Source organism: Clostridium sp. K04, assembly GCF_019734375.1.
Classification (GTDB): Bacteria; Bacillota; Clostridia; order Clostridiales; family Clostridiaceae; genus Clostridium; species Clostridium saudiense.
This window is the reverse complement of sequence record NZ_JAASHD010000009.1, coordinates 52,188-69,729: the sequence shown is the minus strand read 5'-3', so window position 1 is coordinate 69,729 and position 17,542 is coordinate 52,188. Positions and strand designations below refer to the sequence as shown.

The window sequence follows — 17,542 nt, the reverse complement described above, 5'->3', positions numbered from 1 at the left end:
TTTACATAATATAAACTGTGTAATATTCGCTGCTTTTTTCTTCATTATTTATAACTTTCATATTTAATATTAATGGTTATTAGTTGTTTTAAAGAAATTTCGTTTTATAACTAAAAAATCTTCCATATCATTTAAAAATTGAAGTAATTGCGCCCTACTTTCAAACTCTTCTCTAGATTTCGGTAATTCCATTCTTTTAAATTCACTTCTTAAGCTTTCTAAATCATTTAATAACTCTTCACAATCATTTATTTCTCTTATATTTTCTGAAACACATAATGTAAAATCAGACATAACCTTCATTTGTTCAACTGGTATATTAAATCTTTCAAAATGTAGTCTCATTCTTTTTATAGTATCAAATTGATTAATTCTCATATTTATATAATCTGTATAATATGATGAGCTTTTAAAAAAGTTATTATTTACGATTTTATATGCAGTTTCCTTACTTTCATACAATCGTTTTTCAACTTCATTTATAAGTTTTTGCTCATCAATATCAACTGTATGAGTTACTAACGACTTTGACATTTTATTTATTATAATTCTATAATGCTCTTCAATCCATTCTTTATCTTCTTTAAATTTATCCTCAAGTGAAGGCATAAAAATATTAGCAATAGCAGCTACACCAATTCCAATTATCATTAATAATATTTCATTAACTATTAATAAAGTTGTTATTCTATTTGCAACTAAAAAATGTGTTGATAATACCACAGCTGGAACCATTCCTTCCTGTACTTTTAACCTAGAAGCAAGTGGTATCAAAATTATTAAAAATAAACCAAAAGCTAATGCTCCATTTCCTAATACTCCATATAAAATTACTGATAATAATATTCCTAAACTACAAGCAATAATTCTTTTATAGCTTATAATTAATGCTTTTTTTCTAGTATCTTGTATACTTAATATAGAAATAACTGCACCTACTGTTGCGTATTGTAATCCTAGCATATTTCCTATAATTAATGCTACAGTTGCCGATATTGCCATTTTAAAAGCTAAATTATATATGTACTTAAAGTATTCCATTATTTTTCCCTTTTGTCCTCCCTACCATGTCTGATATGACATATTATATACTAAAAACAAAAACAGTGACAAGCATAGCTTGCCACTGATACATATCAGGTACACATAAAATTCCTTTTAACTAATTTAACCTTTTTCTAAATTTTACTTTTGTTTTCTAATCATCTTTAGTACGTTTTATATATTATTTAGAACTATAAAATTAAGCATTTCTTTTATATCATTAAATTCTATTCCGTAGCTCATATTAGGTCTTTTTATAACTATTATTTTTACATCATTTAATAATGCACTATCAATTTTCTCTTTCATCCCTCCTTCCTCTCCACTATCTTTAGTTATTAATGCTTTTATTTTATATTCCTTAATAATCCCATTATTAATTTCAAAGCCAAATGGTCCTTTAATTGCTATTATATTATCCATTGATATACCATTATCTAAAAGCTTGCTTATTACCTTTGGTGATGGTAGTATCCTATGAATCATTCTATTATTTTCACCTTTTAAATTCTCAATTTTTAAAGCATTATTACTTCCAGTTGTATTTAAAATATTTCCATCTATACTCTTGAATACTTCCTGTAACTCTTCATATGTTTCTACAAAAATAATATTTTCTACACTCTCTTCTTTTTTAATATTATTTTTACTTAAATTATGAAAAAAGCTTTTTCTTTCATATCTTATATAATCAATCTTCATCTCTTTACAAACCTTAATTAATGTCTTACTTACCTCGCTAGCATAAGGATGAGAAGCATCTACAAAAACTGTAATTCCAAATTTATTTATTAACTCCTTAAACTCTTCTTCATTTAGAGGATTATAATTAAAATGCTTTGCCTTAAAATCCTTATAAATTTCATATCCATATTCAGTAGCTGTAGAAACAACTATTTCATCAGTATATTTATTTATATGTGATAAAATTTCCCTACCTTCCCCAGTTCCAAGAACAAACCCAATCATCAAATCACCACCTTTAATCAATGACAAGTTTCAAGTGTCAAGTTGTAGTATAAACTCCTTGGGAACTTTCTTGAAATACTTCCATAAATTCAGCCTAATCTAAATTTATTCCTTAACTTGCTACTTCTCACTTGTCACTATCCTATAACTCCAAACTACTAACTCAAAACTATTAACTTTTAACTAATTATAGACTCTTAACTAAACATCATATCCTCTAGGTGTAATAAACTTACCTTCTTTAACAAAGCTTTGAGAATTTCCTACAATAACTATAGAAAACATATCTACAACCTCTTCATCAAAGTTTTCTAAATTAAATAATTTATACTCTTGTCCATCTCTTAAAGCATGTCTAACTACCGCTACTGGAGTATTTAAATCTCTATATTCTTTAATTATTTCAATAGCTTCTCTTAAATAATGTGGTCTTCCCTTACTTCTTGGATTGTATAAAGAAATAATCATATCTGCATCAGCTGCATTTCTCACTCTCTTTTTAATTAATTCATACGGAGTCATTAAATCACTTAAACTTATATTACAATTATCATGCATAAGAGGCGCACCAACTACTGATCCAGCTGCACTTGAAGCTGTAACTCCAGTTATGATTTCAACCTTTTCATCTTTTTGCATTTGAAGAATAAGCCCAGCCATTCCATAAATCCCTGAATCACCAGTACTTATTAAAGCTACAGTATTATCTTCTTTAGATAGCTCTAAAGCTTTTCTACATCTTGCTTCTTCGCCTCTCATTCCAGTAGAAAACAATTCTTTATTTTCTACAAGTGGCTTTATCATATCAATATATTTGTTATATCCAACAACAATATTACTTTCTTCTATAGCCTCCTTAGCTCTTAAAGTCATATGCTCTAGTCCCCCAGGGCCTATTCCTATAACATATAATTTTCCCATTTTAATCTCCTTAATTTAGCTCACCAATGGCTAATGTCATTCCATCTTTTTTTATCTTTTTTATAATTATATTTGCTCCAGCTAATTCAATAACTGGTTCACTTACAGCTGAAACTCCAATTGATTTTTTTACAAATTCGCTACCTTCATATTTATCTTCAATAGTTGCTATTTCATCCCTAGTAAAAAATCTAATATCACAATTTAAGAATTGTTTTAAACTTAATATAGCTTCTTCATCACTTTTAACATCTACAGATGCAATTAAGTTAACTGCCCTTAAATCAATATTTTTTTCCTTTAATGTCTCAGTAACAAATTCGTACATCTTCTTACTTTCAGTATTTCTTCTACAACCAATTCCTAATACTATATCTTTTCTAACTAGCTTTAGAATTGTGCTTTCATCATTTAATCCAGCTTCTTTATTTCCTATCTCATCATTTTCTTTATTGCACATTTTACTATAATTATTTTTCGAATTATCATTGTTATTAACTTTATTAGTTATCCACAACATATTACTTTTAATTTCATCAACTTGTGTATATCCTTTAGGGCAACTTATCTTATTTTTATCATCCTTAAAATAAACTTCTTCATTATTAACAAGTCTACTAGCAATTACTTTTGCTATTTTTAAGCTATCAATAACAAGATTATTATTCTTTGCTATAACATCAGGAGCTAAAATATTCATATTATCAGTTGCTGTTGTTATAACAGGTGTATTATTTAATATTTTAGATATGTTTAAAGCTAAATCATTTGCTCCACCCAAATGTCCTGAAACTAAGCTTATAGAAAACTTATTGCAAACATCCACCACAACTACAGCTGGATCTTTATCTTTGCCTTTTAAATGCTTTGATATTGCTCTTACTGCAATTCCTGTTGAACTTATAAATACTATAGAATCATATTTTTCAAAACACTCTTTAGTTATATCACTTAAGTTAAAATCACTTCTTTTAGATTTAAAGTATAAATCTCCACCAATTTGTGATTTTATTTTTTCTCCTAAAATATCACCTTTTTCAGTAACACTTATAATACAAATCATAATTACTTTTTAGCCTCTCTATACATATGAGTAAATGTTTTATCGTATAAAAGACTTTTTTCATAATCACAGTCAATAAAGTCTCCAACTAATATTTGAGCACATTTAGTAATCTTAGCTTCCTTAACCTTATCTGCAATATCATCTAAAGTTCCAATTATGCTTCTTTCATTATCCCAAGTTGCTCTTTCAATAACTGCTATAGGAACATTTCTTCCATATCCAGCTCTAAGCTTAGCTACCACTTTATCAATCATTGAAATTGATAAAAATATAGCCATTGAAGCTCCTATTTGTGCTAATTTTTCTAAATCCTCTGTTTCTGGTACTGGAGTTCTTCCTTCTACTCTAGTTAAAATTACTGTTTGAGTTACTGATGGAAGGGTAAATTCTTTTTTTATTGCCGAAGCTGCTGCAACAAAAGAACTAACTCCTGGCACTACCTCATATTCTATATTTAACTTATCAAGCTCATCCATTTGCTCCTTTATAGCTCCATATATTGATGGATCTCCAGTATGAAGTCTTACAATAGTCTTATCTTTATTTGTATCCATAACTTCAATAACTTCTTCTAAAGTCATCTTTGCCGAATTATATATTAATGCTTCTTCTTTACAATAATCCATATGCTCCTTAGCCACTAAAGAGCCTGCATATATAACTACATCCGCTTTTGTTAATATATCTCTCCCCTTAACTGTTATTAAATCAACATCTCCAGGCCCTGCCCCTATAAAATAAACCATAATTTTCTACTCCCTACTTGCTAATATTAGCGACATATAATCCCTAGCTTGTTTTATTTCTTCCTTGTCAGTTAATATAAGTTGTCCTTCTCTTCCTGCCCTACTTACATAAACATAATCAAATCCTTTTTCCTCTAAGAAATCTACTACAGTTTCTTCATGCTTATAAACCTTCATTATTACAACATATTTTTCATCTTTAATATCTTTAACTCTAGTTGCTGGTAATATCATAAGTGGATTATCCCCTACAACTAAAGTTCTATCAACTAAACTTGCAGCTGCACAAAATGAAGTTATTCCTGGTACTGTTTCAACATGGAAGCCTCTTTCTTCCATATGCTTTAACATATGAATATAAGTACTATAAACATAAGGATCTCCAATAGTTAAGAATGATACATTTTTACCTTCTTTTAATTTTTCTTCTATAAAATCATAAGCTTCCTTAGCTTTTTCAATTCTATTTTTCTTTCCCATTGGAAAATGTTTTATAACAACTTCAGTTCCTTCTTTTATATATTCTTTAGCTGTTTCTAAAGCTATACTTTCTCCACCCTCCATTGCACTTGGTGCAACTACAACATCACTATTTTCTATTGCTCTTACTGCCTTTACAGTTAATAACTCTTTATCTCCAGGTCCTACACCTATTCCATATAACGTTGATTTCATATTAATTTACACTCCTTATGCATTGAACAATATATATTGGATTATTTGCAATCATCATATAGCTTTGTCCTCTATTTTTACTTATATTTACTTGCGAAATATCTACTATGTAGTTTAACTTTTTCATAACTTCAATTGCTTTATATGCATTGTCTAAAGTTATAAAATTCATAACAATAGTACCTTCTTGAATTAATAATTCACTACACATTTCAATAATCTTTTCTAAACTTCCACCAGATCCACCAACAAATATTGAATCAAATCTTTTATCTTCTTTTATGTATTTTTCTAATATTTCTACAGCATCACCTTCATCTAATATCACATTAGTACAGTCAAACTTATCTAAATTAATTTTAGTTGTAGATATTGCATCTTCATCTCTTTCAATAGAATACACAACTCCATTGCTTGAAATTTTAGAAGCTTGTACAGTTATTGTTCCTGTTCCTGAACCTACATCTAATACTGTAGAATTTTCTTTTAAATTCATCTTCCAAATACTTAATGCACGTATATCTTCTTTTGTCATAGGGCAATTACCTCTTATGAATTCATCATCCTTAATTAAAATCATATATTTCTCCTAATTTAATTTTCTTCATTTTCTACAACTAATATAGACATATCGCTAAAGTCTACATTTATAAATTCCTCAGGCTTACCTTCTAAAATTCTCTCATTTTCATAAGATAAATACTCACCAATAATCACACTGCAATTAATATTATGTTCAATTAAAAGCTTACATAAATGTGCAGCATTATTTTTATTATCAGTTAGCCATATTGATAATTTATTTTGTTTAACTTTATCTATAAAATTTTCATTTCTTGCATGTACACTTCCTGTAAATGCATAAGACCAGCTTTTATTTAACTTAGTCGTTAAATATTGAAACGAGCTTAATCCAGGTATTACGACAATATTTCCTGGGTAATTCTTTTTTATATATTCGCTTATTCCAAAAAAAGTCGGATCTCCTGAAGCTACTAAAGCAATAGTCTTACCCTTTAAATTCCCCTTATCTTGCCCATTGCTATTAATATACTCCAAGGTTTCCTTTAATGAATTCATTACTATTTGGGGTTTATTAATGAACTCTAAATCATTAATCAGTCTTTCAAAACCAATAATAACATCACATTCATTTAATACCTCTATTGCCTTCTTTAATATATAATCTCTATTTCCTGGCCCCATTCCAACTATATAAAGCACAATTTTTCAACCTCCTATACTGATGAACACTCTTATTACTTAAAACTTACTTTTTTCTATCACTTATTAACTGCTAACTAATCAAATTTTCCTAGTTTTGAAAGAGAATTATATAAAATCTTATAATCTGAAAATCCATAATACATTATTGCATCACATTTCATTTCGCCATAAGTATAAATTTTCATTCTTTCAACAATCTTATTTCCTATATTTTTATAAAGCTCATCATATCCTTCACCTAAGAACTTTACTGCACCTTCACTTGTTTTTTGCTCTAAAACTTTTTTAATAAGATTTGTATCATATCCTAAAAGTGCAAGCTCTAAAGCTATAACTTCAAGACGTACATCATTTACTCTGCTATGAGTATTAAAACATCCATAAGCAACTTTACTTACCTTCCCTATATGCCCTATAAGAACGACTTCTTTTATTTTAATTTCAGCACAACATTCCAATGCAAAACCTACAAAGTTAGATATTATAACTACTTCATCTTCTGAAAATCCATTATCATTTGCACACTTTTCACCTATATTCCCAAAAGTAAGAACTAATCTCTCCTTACCTCTTCCCTTTTGATTAATTTCAATTCGTATAGATTCCTTTAATGCTTCTTCTGACATTGGTTTAACTATTCCTGATGTTCCTAAAATAGAAATTCCTCCAACTATACCAAGCCTAGGGTTAAAGGTCTTTTTAGCAATTTCTTTTCCTTCAGGAACACTAATAGTTACCTTAATTCCACCTTCAATGTCACCAGGAAGATTTTCCATTACAGCTTCTTGAATAGTTTTTCTTGGAGTTGGGTTAATTGCATGAAGTCCTTTTTCTATAAATAACCCTTCTTTAGTAACTACTCCAACTCCTTCTCCTCCAACTAAAGTAAATCCACTATCTTGCTTTTCTACTCTTGCATAAATTTCTATCCCATCAGTTATATCTGGATCATCTCCACCATCTTTAATCACAGAAACTAAGCAATAATTTTCACCTTTTTCTATAGAATTTATAGGTATCTTTATCTCAATTCCCTTAGGTACTATTATGTCAACACTATTTAGAACTACATCATTAAAAAGCATAATTGTTGCTGCCTTTGCCGCTGCTGTTGCACATGATCCAGTAGTATATCCACATCTTAATTTCTTACCACCACTCATTACATAAAGATCTAGCATTCATCCTAACTCCCCACTTATTTAGTTACAAGTTACAAGTTGAAACTTGTCACTCCCTTAACTCAAAACTACTAACTCTTAACTACACAAGTCTACCTTTCAACAACGTTGTACATAAGAGCATTTACTATTGCTGCTGCAACTGTGCTTCCACCTTTTCTTCCCTTAACTCTAATATAAGGAACATTAAGTTCTTCTAAATTTTCCTTACTTTCTGCTGCTCCAACAAATCCTACTGGAACTGCAATAATTAACTTTGGCTTAGCTTTTCCATCTTTTATAAGCTCTTTTAATTTAAATAATGCTGTTGGTGCATTTCCAAATACAAAAATATCAACATTATCATTACAAGCCTTTTCTACAGCTGCCATTGAACGAGTTATTTGCTTTTCTTTAGCCTCTTTATGTACTTCTTCTAAATTTACATAACAAATAGCCTTTCCATTTAATTTTGATAAGGCTATTTTATTTATTCCTGATAATGCCATATTAGTATCTGTATAAATAATAAATGGTTTCTTAAAAATTTCTTTAGAAGCTTCTATCGCTCCTTTACTTATTTCTACTAAATCTTTGTATTCAAAATCTGCTGTTGTATGAATAGTTCTCTTTATTATAGACAATTCTTCTTTAGTGAAATTATGCTCACCCATTTCACCTTCTATAATTTTCATACTTGTATTTTCTATTTCCATTGGATTTTTAATATAGTCCATTTTTATTCACTCCAATTTTCTTATTTTAATAATCTCTTAATAAAATCTAAATTTCCAAAGAAATGCACATGTGGATATCCTGCTAATGTATTATTCTTTTTATATCCACATTTCCATTTAATTTCTTCGCCCGTATATGAAGTTTTTATTACATCATATATTGCCTCTTCATTTAAATTTACCTTTGACTTATGGAATTCATGACAATTAATTCTTATATCACCTAATGATACTGTTGCATAACCAAATCTATTTAGTCTTTTAGTCATTTCACTATTTCCTTTTAAGAATCCCACCATATCAACGCCATCTATATTTTCTGTTAAATACATTAATCCACCACATTCAGCATAACAATTCAATCCATTATCTAATGCTTGTTTTATGCTCTTAAGCATACTTGTATTCTTACTTAACTCTTCTTTAAATACCTCTGGATAGCCACCACCTAAATATAAAAAATCAATATTTTCTGGTAACTTTGAATCCTTAAGCGGGCTAAAGTAAATAACTTCACCAACTTCTTCTAATAACTCTATATTTTCTTTATAATAAAACCTAAAAGCTTCATCATAAGCTATTGCAATTTTCTTATTTTTATTTTCTAAATGATAATTATCATCGTACTTACTTATCTCCTTAAAACTTTCAATTATTTCAGTTAAATTTATATTTTCCTCAATAAGTTTAGCTAAATAATCTATCTTCTCATGTAAATTACCAACTTCTACACTTTGTACTAACCCTAAATGTCTACTTTCTAATTTAAGCTTTTCATCCTTTGGAATATATCCAAACACCTTTAAATTGCAGTGCATTTCAATTGCTGACTTTAATAAATTGTAGTAACTTTCACTAATACAATTTAAAATTACGCCTGAAATATTAGCATCCTTAAAATTTTTAATTCCATTAATTTCTGCACATAAAGTTATACTTTGTGCCTTTGGAGTAATTACTAATATAATTGGAGCATTATTTAATACTTTGGAAATACTATATGTTGAACATTCTTCAGTTAAACCTTTCCCATCATATAGTCCCATAACTCCTTCAACTACCGCTAAATCACCTTTTCCTCTTGAAAAACTTGCCTTAACCCCATCTTCTCCCATTAAATGCAAATCTAAATTTCTAGATACATTCCCTGTTATTTCAGTATGAAATCCTGAGTCAATATAATCCGGACCTACCTTATATCCTTGTACATCATAGCCTCTATTTTTTAATGCTTTCATTAATCCAAGAGTAACTGTAGTTTTTCCTCCACCACTACAATTGGATGAAATTATCATTGTTTTCATGCTTTATGTCTCCTTAACTTTTTACTTTTACCTTATGACCTTTTTTAGTTTGTCCAACACCGATATATCTATTGTTTATAAGATCTTCTATTCTATTTATATATAGCTCATTAAATTTTTCGTTTTCACCAAGCCCTTTCATATGCAAATTCACTTTAATACCTTCTTCTTCTAGCATAGACTTCCACGAATCTTCATCATCTGAAGCCATATCATTTCTTGCATGGTCGCCTGCAACCATCATTAATGGAGCTAAAGTTACTTCAGTTATATTTTTTCTTTTTAGTCTTCTAAGTACTGTTTCAAAATTAGGATATCCCTCAACTGTCCCAACAAATACATTTTCATATCCTTCATCTTCCAACACAGCTTGTAAACATCCATATACAGAATTTGATGGATGTGCAGTTCCATGTCCGACATACACTACAGCATTATTTTTCTCATATAATTCTTTTGTTGCTTCAATAAATAGTGAATAATCTTGTGGTAATTCCTCTATTCCTTGATAGTAAAAAATAGGTCTTCCTACTTTTAGAATGCTAAACTTATCCTTGAAAGCTTCTGCTATTTTATTTACATATATGAACTCTTCTCCAGGTATCATATGCAATGGTTGCATAATCACTTCTTCATATCCATCTTCATATAACTTTTCCATCATCTCCTCAGGTTTATCAACAAATATCTCATATTTTTCCTTTAATTTTTTTATTATCTTATGAGATGTAAATGCTCTATAAATATCATATTCACTGAAACTATTTCTTATTTGATTTTCAGCATTTTCAATTGTTTTCTCTAAAGTGTCTAAATAGCTTGTCCCAAAGCTAACTACTAATATTGCTTTTTTCATTATTTAAAATCTCCTAAAATTTATTTCAAATTATTTTTTCTTTAAATTTATTTATTCATTTTTATTTATTAACTAAAAAATCTAATTATGTTTATAAATTACTTTATAATAAAAAAATAAAAGCACCCTTCAATTAGGGTGCTTAAAAGACAACACAATATAACCAAAATTATACAGTTAGTAGTTTTTAGTTTTAGTTATCCTTAACTACTAAAACAACTCAAAACTACTAATTGAAAAAAGTATTTCTCACTTTTCTTCAATTTAGTTAGTAACAAACAACAAGTTACAAGTAACAAACTAATTTTAAAACCTCTTTTGGAGTTTCTTAAAATAAATTTCTGTAAATTCATCCTAAGCTAAATTTAGTCCTTAATTCTAAACTTATCACTTGAAACCTCTTACTTAACTTTCTATCATATCATCCTTACCTTCCCACCGAAGTATAGATTAAAATTTAGGCAGGTCTCCTGGCTTTAACTTCATCCTCTTCTCATACCTTCCCAGTTTTTAACCACCAGTGGATTTATTTAGAGATTTGTCCATTATTACAGTAGCGGGGGCTGCAGTGGCATTTAACCACTTTCCCTTTTAATTTAAAATTATAATACTAAAAATCTATAATTTTAAAACCTAAATTCTTTATTATTCAATTATATATCTCATTAAATAATAAAACAGATGATAAATCAAGTTATTTTTATAAATGCATCTATTTTTGAAAAATAATTTAAACTACTTCTTTTTCTTATTAACTATAATTGCTGTTGCTGATCCACTTACTGTTATAATGACTAATAATCCTATAATAATTTTAATTATCGTTGAATTACTATTAAAACCACTTCCGCCGTCAACTGTAACACTAATACTTTTTGTAGTAACTAACCCCTTACTATCAGTTACTTCGTAAGTTACTTTGTATACTCCCTTTTTGCTTACATTCACTTCATTTTCTTTAACAATAATCTTATTTGTTAAATTTCCATCTTCATCATCTAATGCTGTAACACCATCTAATGGATCAAAATATCTACCTTTTTCTAATGTAATGTCATTCGCATTAATAATTGGTGGTTTATTTTCTCCACTCATCTTATCTTCTGATTCAACAACAACCATCATTGCTTTATTTACCTTGTTTCCATTACTATCAATAATCTCATAAGTTACATGATAATTACCTTCAATACTTGTATCAACATTATTATATATAACCATAACCTTATTAGTTATATCTCCATCTTCTTTATCAGTTGCTGCTACCCACTCTAATGGATTAAATTTCGTATCTAATGCTATAGAAATATCATTGCAGTATATAACTGGTACATCTCCTGTTGAAGTTACTTTATTTCCATTATTAAAATTTTTAACTTTTACTTTAATTACACAAGATGCTGAAGTTCCCATGCTATCAGTAACCTTATATCCAACTTTATATATGCCTTCTTTATATACATTAACATAATTATATACTACTATAATCTTTCCTGTTATATCTCCATCTTCTTTATCTGAAGCACTTACCATTGCATATGGATTATACTTTTCACCTAAAGCTACTGTTATATTATCAGCATATATAATTGGTCTTGTATTACTTTTTGGTACAACATTAATATATATTTCCTTAGTAACTCTATACCCAGCACTATCACTTACTTCAAAAGTAACTGAATACTTTCCTACTACACTTATATCAACCATATTTTCAATAACTCTTATTTTTGAAGTTAAATCTCCATCTTCAGTATCATATGCATTTACTCCATTTAATGGATTAAAGCTTTCTCCTTGTTTAATAGTTCTATCACTTGCATTTATATATGGAGCCTCATTTTCTTTTTCTAAGGGTTTAACAACTGTAACTTCAATAGTTTTCCTTGTCTTACCTCCATCTTTATCCTTTATCTCATAAGTTACTACATATACTCCTTCTTTATTGACATCAACATTACTTGATACAACAATAATATCATTAGTTATATCTCCGTCTTCTTCATCAATTGCTTTTATACCATCTAACTCATTAAATTTATTTCCTAATTCTATTGTTTTATTTTCTGTATTTATTATTGGTAATGTATTTACTACTTCTTCACCTTTTTGTACTGTTATTGATATTGTTTTAGTTGCTTCTTTATTATCATTATCTTTTACGTAATAAGTTACCTTATATTTTCCTTGCTCATTTGGATTTACTTCATTTTCTTTTATTTCAATTTTATCTGTTAAATCTTCTCCATTATTTGACTTAGCAGTTACTCCATCTAGTGGATCAAACTTATCACCAACATTTATTGTTTTATCATTAGCATCTATTATAGGTAAGTTTTCAGACTCATCTCCTGTTACAACTGCTCCTTCATTTGATTTATCTTCATCCTTGCTATCTGTTGGTTCTTCCTCTGTATTATCTTTATTTTCACTATTGTCTATAACTTCATCACTTGGCTCTTCTTCTATTACTGATGAATCTGATGTATTCTCATCACTATTAATTTCAGAGTTCTCTGCCTCATTATTATCTACTACTTGATTTTCAATAATTGGTTCTGTAACCTCTTGTATATTTTCTTCTGAAACACTTCCTAACGAACCTTTTTCTACTACATTTCCATTTACCTTTACTATTTCTAATGTAGTGATTTCTTTTAACTCTCCTATATTCTCACATTTAACATTTCCTAAATTTATTTCTTTTAAGTTGCTAATTTCCTTTAATAAAGAAAATGACTTTATCTCTATATTTTCTAAATCACTATGCTCATTTTGTAATGCTTCTATATCTATCTTAGTTATTGCTTTTAATTCATCTTTTTTTATAGATTCATCTGATAATTTACCTAAAGTATAAAGTACTATTTTAAATAAATTGGAATCATAATCACCAGGATTTAAATTATTTTCGTCACTAACATTTTCCCCATCTTGATATACTTCACCTTCATTTAATTGTATATCCTTATCCTTAGTATCCTCCTCCCCCATATCTAAAACTTCTTCTGATTCGCTACTAGTCCCGGCCTCATCATTACCTTCGGCCTTAACATAAATACTTGTACATAACAATGTTACTATTATTACGCTACTTAAAAATATTGATAATAACTTCTTCTTCATACATTCCCCCATTATATTTAGAAGTAATATACTACATGCTATGATAAATTTTATGTTATGCTACCAACTGTATTCCTTTTGTATCAAAAAACACCTTCAATATTAAAAATTAATATTGAAGGTGTTTTTACATTTTAATATTATTTTATCTATTCTTTATCCTTATATTTTAGAATAACTTTATCTTTATTTTCCCCTAAAAATATATCTAAGTAAGCTAATCTATTAAAGCAAAATTCCTCTATTAACTTTTCACTCTCTTCTCTTATATAATAATCATGAGTATATCTATTTCTTAGCTTTACAGCCATTGAAAGATATCCTTTAAGCTTATCATCAAAAAAAACATCTTCCATGCTTTATCAATAAGTCCTGTAGCCGATATTGAACTTTTTAGTTTTCCATCATTAACTATTATATAACTTTCACACATATCAACTATATATTCAGTGAAATCTTGAAAAAATGCAAACATTGCTCTTCTCATAATTCTACTATTATTTTTTTATATTCAGCTATTGCCTCTTTAAGGTCTTCTAAATTATCATATGCACTTTGATATTTTTCTAAAAACTTTTCTTTCTTATATCTATAGTATGGATTCATCAATAATACCTCCAAAGTAACTGTACTGTTCATCTATTTTTAAAGTTTTTTCTAACTTTTCATTATTTCGTGCAGCTTTTAAAACATAATGATTAAAATCATACCATCTTTCTTCTTTTAATATATACTTATTATCGCTATCTACTGCCATACGTGCATATTTATTTCCAAAATCATTAAATAATACAAAGGTCAAATGAATATTGTTATAATTATAAAACTTACTAGCTATTTTCTTTATTTCATCTTCTATATCAAATGTATCTAAAAAAGTAACTTTCGGTGCAGTTACAACAAGTAAATCTATATCACTTCTATCTTTTATCCAATCATCTGTACCATAACTTCCGAATTCACATATAGCTATAATTTCATTATGTTTACTAATTGCCTTAATAAATTCTCCCTTATCCATATAAACCTCATTATTTTTACTCACTTATCTATATTATATCCTAAATAATTACTTTGTTAAACTAATGTATTAAGCTTAGATTTTAGAGAATAAATTTATTTATATTTTTATAAATCAAAATGAAACTAAGAATTTTTTATTGAAGTACCCGTGAATAAAATACTATTCTAACATTTAACTTTAGATATAATAATTTTTAAAGAAATAAGGTTAGCATTCCTTTTAATACTAACCTTAATACTTCATTCAACGTATATATAATTTTCTACTATCTTTTTAATACTTTAACACCATATTTATTTAACTTTAATTCCCCACTAACTTCTTCATTTGTAAGCATATCAACATACTTATTATCATCTAAAACAACAGTGTTATTTTCTTCACTAAAATTCATAACAAATACATAATCATTTTCACCATCAGTTCTCATTTGAGCTGTTACTCCAATAGGTAATTCAGTATTAATTACAGGTTTAATTTCTAAGTCATTTATTATTTTAGTAAAGAACTCAGTATCAAAATCATTATTAGTTCTTGCTGCTATATAATAAGCCTTACCATTTCCATAATTGTTTACTGTTAATGCAGGCATTCCAGCATAATAATCATTTTTATAAGTTGCTAATACTTCTGCAGTTTCAGCATGAATTACATCACAATAATCTCTTAATTTATAACTTCCTTTAGCACCTAACTCATTACTATCTTTAAACTCTAAATAATTTACATCTGAATCATACAATGTGTCAATTTCTTCAGCCCAAATTCCTGTAACTTCTCTTAGTGGTCCTGGGAATCCCCCTAAGAAGCATAAATCATTTTCATCAACTAATCCACTGAAATAAGTTGTAACTAAAGTACCACCATCTTTAACAAACTCTGTTATTCTTTCAGCAACACCTGGTCTTATCATATATAACATTGGTGCCACAAGCAATTTATACTTAGAAAAATCACACTCCATATTAACTACATCTACAGGAATTCCTTTTCTCCAAAACACCTTATAATAATCTTCAACAGCTTCAAAGTATCCCTTATTATCATTTTTAAGTGCTTGGCAATCATCTATTGCCCATCTATTTTCCCAATCATAAATTATAGCTACTTCTGGTTCTACACTAGTTCCAAGTATTTCAGTTAATTTTTCTAATGTTTCCCCTACTTCTGTAACTTCTCTAAATACCCTAGTATTTTCATGTCCACAATGATCTACTACTGCTCCATGGAATTTTTCAGATGCTCCTCTTCCTTTTCTCCATTGGAAGTATTGAACTGAATCTGCTCCATGTGCCACACCTTGAAGTGATGATAATAAATGCATTCCTGGTCTCTTAGTTTTATTTACCTTATGCCAGTTAACTAAGCTTGGAGTACTTTCCATTATTAAAAATGGTTGTCCGCCCTTTAATGTTCTATATACATCATGTACAAAACTAACATTAGCTGCAGTATCATATGTCTTTTCAAAATTATTATGCCATGCTGGATAATCATCCCATGATACAACATCCACTTCTTTAGCAAACTTCCAATAATCTAATCCATTAAATAAACTCATTCTTGGATAATCACCCATGAAATTAGTTGTAACAGGTATATTAGGTGTTATTTCTCTAATTGGTGCTATTTCATTTTTATAGAAATCTATAGTTTGATCTGTAGCAAATCTCTTCCAATCAAGATTATGTCCATGAACAAACTCTTCACCATGATGTGCTGGACTTTCTATTTGTGACCAACTAGTAAATTTATGACTCCAAAATCCTGTCCACCATGCTTTATTTAATTTTTCTAAATCATTTTCATATTTAACTTTTAACCATTCTCTAAAAGCTTCTTGGCAAAGATTACAATGACACTCTCCACCATACTCATTAGATACATGCCACATTATAAGTGCAGGATGATCTTTATATCTTTCTGCTAATATTCTATTAATTTCTGAAGTCTTTTCTCTATATATTGGTGAAGTAAAGCAGTGATTATGTCTTTGTCCATGAAGTATTCTCCTTCTATCTGACCAAACACGTAAAACTTCTGGATATTTTTCTGACATCCAAGCTGGTCTTGCTCCACTTGGAGTAGATAAAATTACATGAACCCCTGCCGCGGCCATATCATCCATAACTTTATCAAGCCATTCAAAAGTATACTTACCTTCTTCGGGCTCTATTGCGCTCCACCCAAAAATATTTATAGACACACAATTACAATGTGCTAATTTCAATAATCTTACATCTTCCTTTAATATCTCAGGATAATCTAACCATTGATCTGGATTATAATCTCCTCCGTGTAAAAAACCTTTAACCTTTTCATTAACAGGTTTAAATTTTTTAATCATTTTATATTCCTCCAATACCGCTTAATTATTGCATACTTCTTCTTATCTAAAATTTTGATATTTTTAAATTAATCTTATTTTCTACAAATTCTCACTTTCCATATATTTGATTGCACTAATTTCTCTTACTTTTTATATCTCTTTATTAAAAATGGCAGATGACTATAATTTTTATAAATCTTAATCATCTGCCTATTTTAAACTGGAAACACGCTACTTACTTATGCTCGTAGGTGTAGCTTTGCCCATAATAATTACTATGAGCATTACTAATAGTGAGAAGGCTATTTTAAATGAGACACACAGTGTAACTTCAATTAACTAAATCAAAGATTTAGAA

General features: G+C 28.5%; 18 protein-coding genes and 1 riboswitch. All 18 genes read right to left on the bottom strand.

The features are described from left to right. Positions 1–69: 69 nt before the first annotated feature. The 18 genes from HCG70_RS05550 to HCG70_RS05475 all read right to left on the bottom strand — a co-directional run bounded on the left by HCG70_RS05550 (position 70) and on the right by HCG70_RS05475 (position 17,202). Entirely contained in the window at positions 70–1,041 is a 972-nt protein-coding gene (locus tag HCG70_RS05550; protein WP_221697547.1) for an aromatic acid exporter family protein, read from the bottom strand. 177 nt (positions 1,042–1,218) lie between these two features. After that, positions 1,219–2,013 (bottom strand): cobalt-precorrin-6A reductase, encoded by a 795-nt coding sequence (locus HCG70_RS05545; protein WP_221697546.1) that lies wholly within the window; start codon positions 2,011–2,013, stop codon positions 1,219–1,221. A 201-nt stretch (positions 2,014–2,214) separates the two neighbouring features. Continuing rightward, complete coding sequence (gene cobJ / locus HCG70_RS05540) at positions 2,215–2,934, bottom strand: precorrin-3B C(17)-methyltransferase (RefSeq protein WP_221697545.1); 720 nt, start codon at positions 2,932–2,934, stop codon at positions 2,215–2,217. Positions 2,935–2,944: 10 nt separating this feature from the next. Continuing rightward, positions 2,945–3,997, bottom strand: a complete 1,053-nt coding sequence (locus tag HCG70_RS05535; protein WP_042398079.1) for a cobalt-precorrin 5A hydrolase — start codon at positions 3,995–3,997, stop codon at positions 2,945–2,947. 2 nt (positions 3,998–3,999) lie between these two features. Continuing rightward, positions 4,000–4,746, bottom strand: a complete 747-nt coding sequence (gene cobM / locus HCG70_RS05530; RefSeq protein ID WP_042398076.1) for a precorrin-4 C(11)-methyltransferase — start codon at positions 4,744–4,746, stop codon at positions 4,000–4,002. Between the two features lie 6 nt (positions 4,747–4,752). After that, positions 4,753–5,421 carry a cobalt-factor II C(20)-methyltransferase gene (locus HCG70_RS05525; protein WP_042398073.1) on the bottom strand — a complete coding sequence of 223 codons (669 nt, stop codon included), beginning with the start codon at positions 5,419–5,421 and terminating at the stop codon, positions 4,753–4,755. A 1-nt stretch (position 5,422) separates the two neighbouring features. After that, positions 5,423–6,001 carry a precorrin-6Y C5,15-methyltransferase (decarboxylating) subunit CbiT gene (gene cbiT / locus HCG70_RS05520; protein WP_055275502.1) on the bottom strand — a complete coding sequence of 193 codons (579 nt, stop codon included), beginning with the start codon at positions 5,999–6,001 and terminating at the stop codon, positions 5,423–5,425. A 14-nt stretch (positions 6,002–6,015) separates the two neighbouring features. Continuing rightward, positions 6,016–6,645: a precorrin-6y C5,15-methyltransferase (decarboxylating) subunit CbiE gene (gene cbiE / locus HCG70_RS05515; RefSeq protein ID WP_055275504.1), complete on the bottom strand. Its 630-nt coding sequence runs from the start codon at positions 6,643–6,645 to the stop codon at positions 6,016–6,018. Positions 6,646–6,722: 77 nt separating this feature from the next. Continuing rightward, positions 6,723–7,829: a cobalt-precorrin-5B (C(1))-methyltransferase CbiD gene (gene cbiD / locus HCG70_RS05510; protein WP_042398067.1), complete on the bottom strand. Its 1,107-nt coding sequence runs from the start codon at positions 7,827–7,829 to the stop codon at positions 6,723–6,725. 92 nt (positions 7,830–7,921) lie between these two features. Next, a complete protein-coding gene (locus HCG70_RS05505) occupies positions 7,922–8,545 on the bottom strand; it encodes a precorrin-8X methylmutase (protein WP_042398062.1) in 624 nt (207 codons plus the stop codon). 20 nt (positions 8,546–8,565) lie between these two features. After that, complete coding sequence (locus HCG70_RS05500; RefSeq protein ID WP_042398060.1) at positions 8,566–9,849, bottom strand: cobyrinate a,c-diamide synthase; 1,284 nt, start codon at positions 9,847–9,849, stop codon at positions 8,566–8,568. Between the two features lie 13 nt (positions 9,850–9,862). Continuing rightward, the gene (locus HCG70_RS05495) at positions 9,863–10,705 is read right to left on the bottom strand and encodes a sirohydrochlorin cobaltochelatase (protein ID WP_042398057.1); all 843 of its coding nucleotides are present in this window, start codon (positions 10,703–10,705) and stop codon (positions 9,863–9,865) included. 442 nt (positions 10,706–11,147) lie between these two features. Further along, a riboswitch (cobalamin riboswitch) is annotated at positions 11,148–11,335 on the bottom strand. A gap of 105 nt (positions 11,336–11,440) precedes the next feature. Continuing rightward, a complete protein-coding gene (locus HCG70_RS05490; RefSeq protein ID WP_221697544.1) occupies positions 11,441–13,831 on the bottom strand; it encodes an immunoglobulin-like domain-containing protein in 2,391 nt (796 codons plus the stop codon). A 149-nt stretch (positions 13,832–13,980) separates the two neighbouring features. Further along, a complete protein-coding gene (locus tag HCG70_RS17350) occupies positions 13,981–14,142 on the bottom strand; it encodes a hypothetical protein (RefSeq protein WP_242858444.1) in 162 nt (53 codons plus the stop codon). Next, on the bottom strand, positions 14,133–14,318 hold the full coding sequence (locus tag HCG70_RS17345) for a hypothetical protein (protein ID WP_242858447.1): 186 nt from the start codon (positions 14,316–14,318) through the stop codon (positions 14,133–14,135). Before HCG70_RS17345 ends, HCG70_RS17350 begins: the two co-directional genes overlap by 10 nt. Next, a complete protein-coding gene (locus HCG70_RS17340; RefSeq protein ID WP_260457792.1) occupies positions 14,315–14,437 on the bottom strand; it encodes a hypothetical protein in 123 nt (40 codons plus the stop codon). Before HCG70_RS17340 ends, HCG70_RS17345 begins: the two co-directional genes overlap by 4 nt. Continuing rightward, complete coding sequence (locus tag HCG70_RS05480) at positions 14,421–14,852, bottom strand: nucleotidyltransferase domain-containing protein (protein ID WP_042398054.1); 432 nt, start codon at positions 14,850–14,852, stop codon at positions 14,421–14,423. The genes HCG70_RS17340 and HCG70_RS05480 overlap by 17 nt, the downstream gene beginning before the upstream one ends. Positions 14,853–15,120: 268 nt before the next feature. Then, positions 15,121–17,202, bottom strand: a complete 2,082-nt coding sequence (locus HCG70_RS05475) for a beta-galactosidase (protein WP_042398052.1) — start codon at positions 17,200–17,202, stop codon at positions 15,121–15,123. Between the last annotated feature and the right edge of the window lie 340 nt (positions 17,203–17,542).

What these genes read in the sequence shown, in the direction of transcription:
- HCG70_RS05550 (WP_221697547.1), bottom strand. Translation starts at nt 1,041, where the DNA reads ATGGAATACTTTAAGTACATATATAATTTAGCTTTTAAAATGGCAATA.
- HCG70_RS05545 (WP_221697546.1), bottom strand. Translation starts at nt 2,013, where the DNA reads ATGATTGGGTTTGTTCTTGGAACTGGGGAAGGTAGGGAAATTTTATCA.
- cobJ (WP_221697545.1), bottom strand. Translation starts at nt 2,934, where the DNA reads ATGGGAAAATTATATGTTATAGGAATAGGCCCTGGGGGACTAGAGCAT.
- HCG70_RS05535 (WP_042398079.1), bottom strand. Translation starts at nt 3,997, where the DNA reads ATGATTTGTATTATAAGTGTTACTGAAAAAGGTGATATTTTAGGAGAA.
- cobM (WP_042398076.1), bottom strand. Translation starts at nt 4,746, where the DNA reads ATGGTTTATTTTATAGGGGCAGGGCCTGGAGATGTTGATTTAATAACA.
- HCG70_RS05525 (WP_042398073.1), bottom strand. Translation starts at nt 5,421, where the DNA reads ATGAAATCAACGTTATATGGAATAGGTGTAGGACCTGGAGATAAAGAG.
- cbiT (WP_055275502.1), bottom strand. Translation starts at nt 6,001, where the DNA reads ATGATTTTAATTAAGGATGATGAATTCATAAGAGGTAATTGCCCTATG.
- cbiD (WP_042398067.1), bottom strand. Translation starts at nt 7,829, where the DNA reads ATGCTAGATCTTTATGTAATGAGTGGTGGTAAGAAATTAAGATGTGGA.
- HCG70_RS05505 (WP_042398062.1), bottom strand. Translation starts at nt 8,545, where the DNA reads ATGGACTATATTAAAAATCCAATGGAAATAGAAAATACAAGTATGAAA.
- HCG70_RS05500 (WP_042398060.1), bottom strand. Translation starts at nt 9,849, where the DNA reads ATGAAAACAATGATAATTTCATCCAATTGTAGTGGTGGAGGAAAAACT.
- HCG70_RS05495 (WP_042398057.1), bottom strand. Translation starts at nt 10,705, where the DNA reads ATGAAAAAAGCAATATTAGTAGTTAGCTTTGGGACAAGCTATTTAGAC.
- HCG70_RS05490 (WP_221697544.1), bottom strand. Translation starts at nt 13,831, where the DNA reads ATGAAGAAGAAGTTATTATCAATATTTTTAAGTAGCGTAATAATAGTA.
- HCG70_RS17350 (WP_242858444.1), bottom strand. Translation starts at nt 14,142, where the DNA reads ATGGCTGTAAAGCTAAGAAATAGATATACTCATGATTATTATATAAGA.
- HCG70_RS17345 (WP_242858447.1), bottom strand. Translation starts at nt 14,318, where the DNA reads ATGAGAAGAGCAATGTTTGCATTTTTTCAAGATTTCACTGAATATATA.
- HCG70_RS17340 (WP_260457792.1), bottom strand. Translation starts at nt 14,437, where the DNA reads ATGAATCCATACTATAGATATAAGAAAGAAAAGTTTTTAGAAAAATAT.
- HCG70_RS05480 (WP_042398054.1), bottom strand. Translation starts at nt 14,852, where the DNA reads ATGGATAAGGGAGAATTTATTAAGGCAATTAGTAAACATAATGAAATT.
- HCG70_RS05475 (WP_042398052.1), bottom strand. Translation starts at nt 17,202, where the DNA reads ATGATTAAAAAATTTAAACCTGTTAATGAAAAGGTTAAAGGTTTTTTA.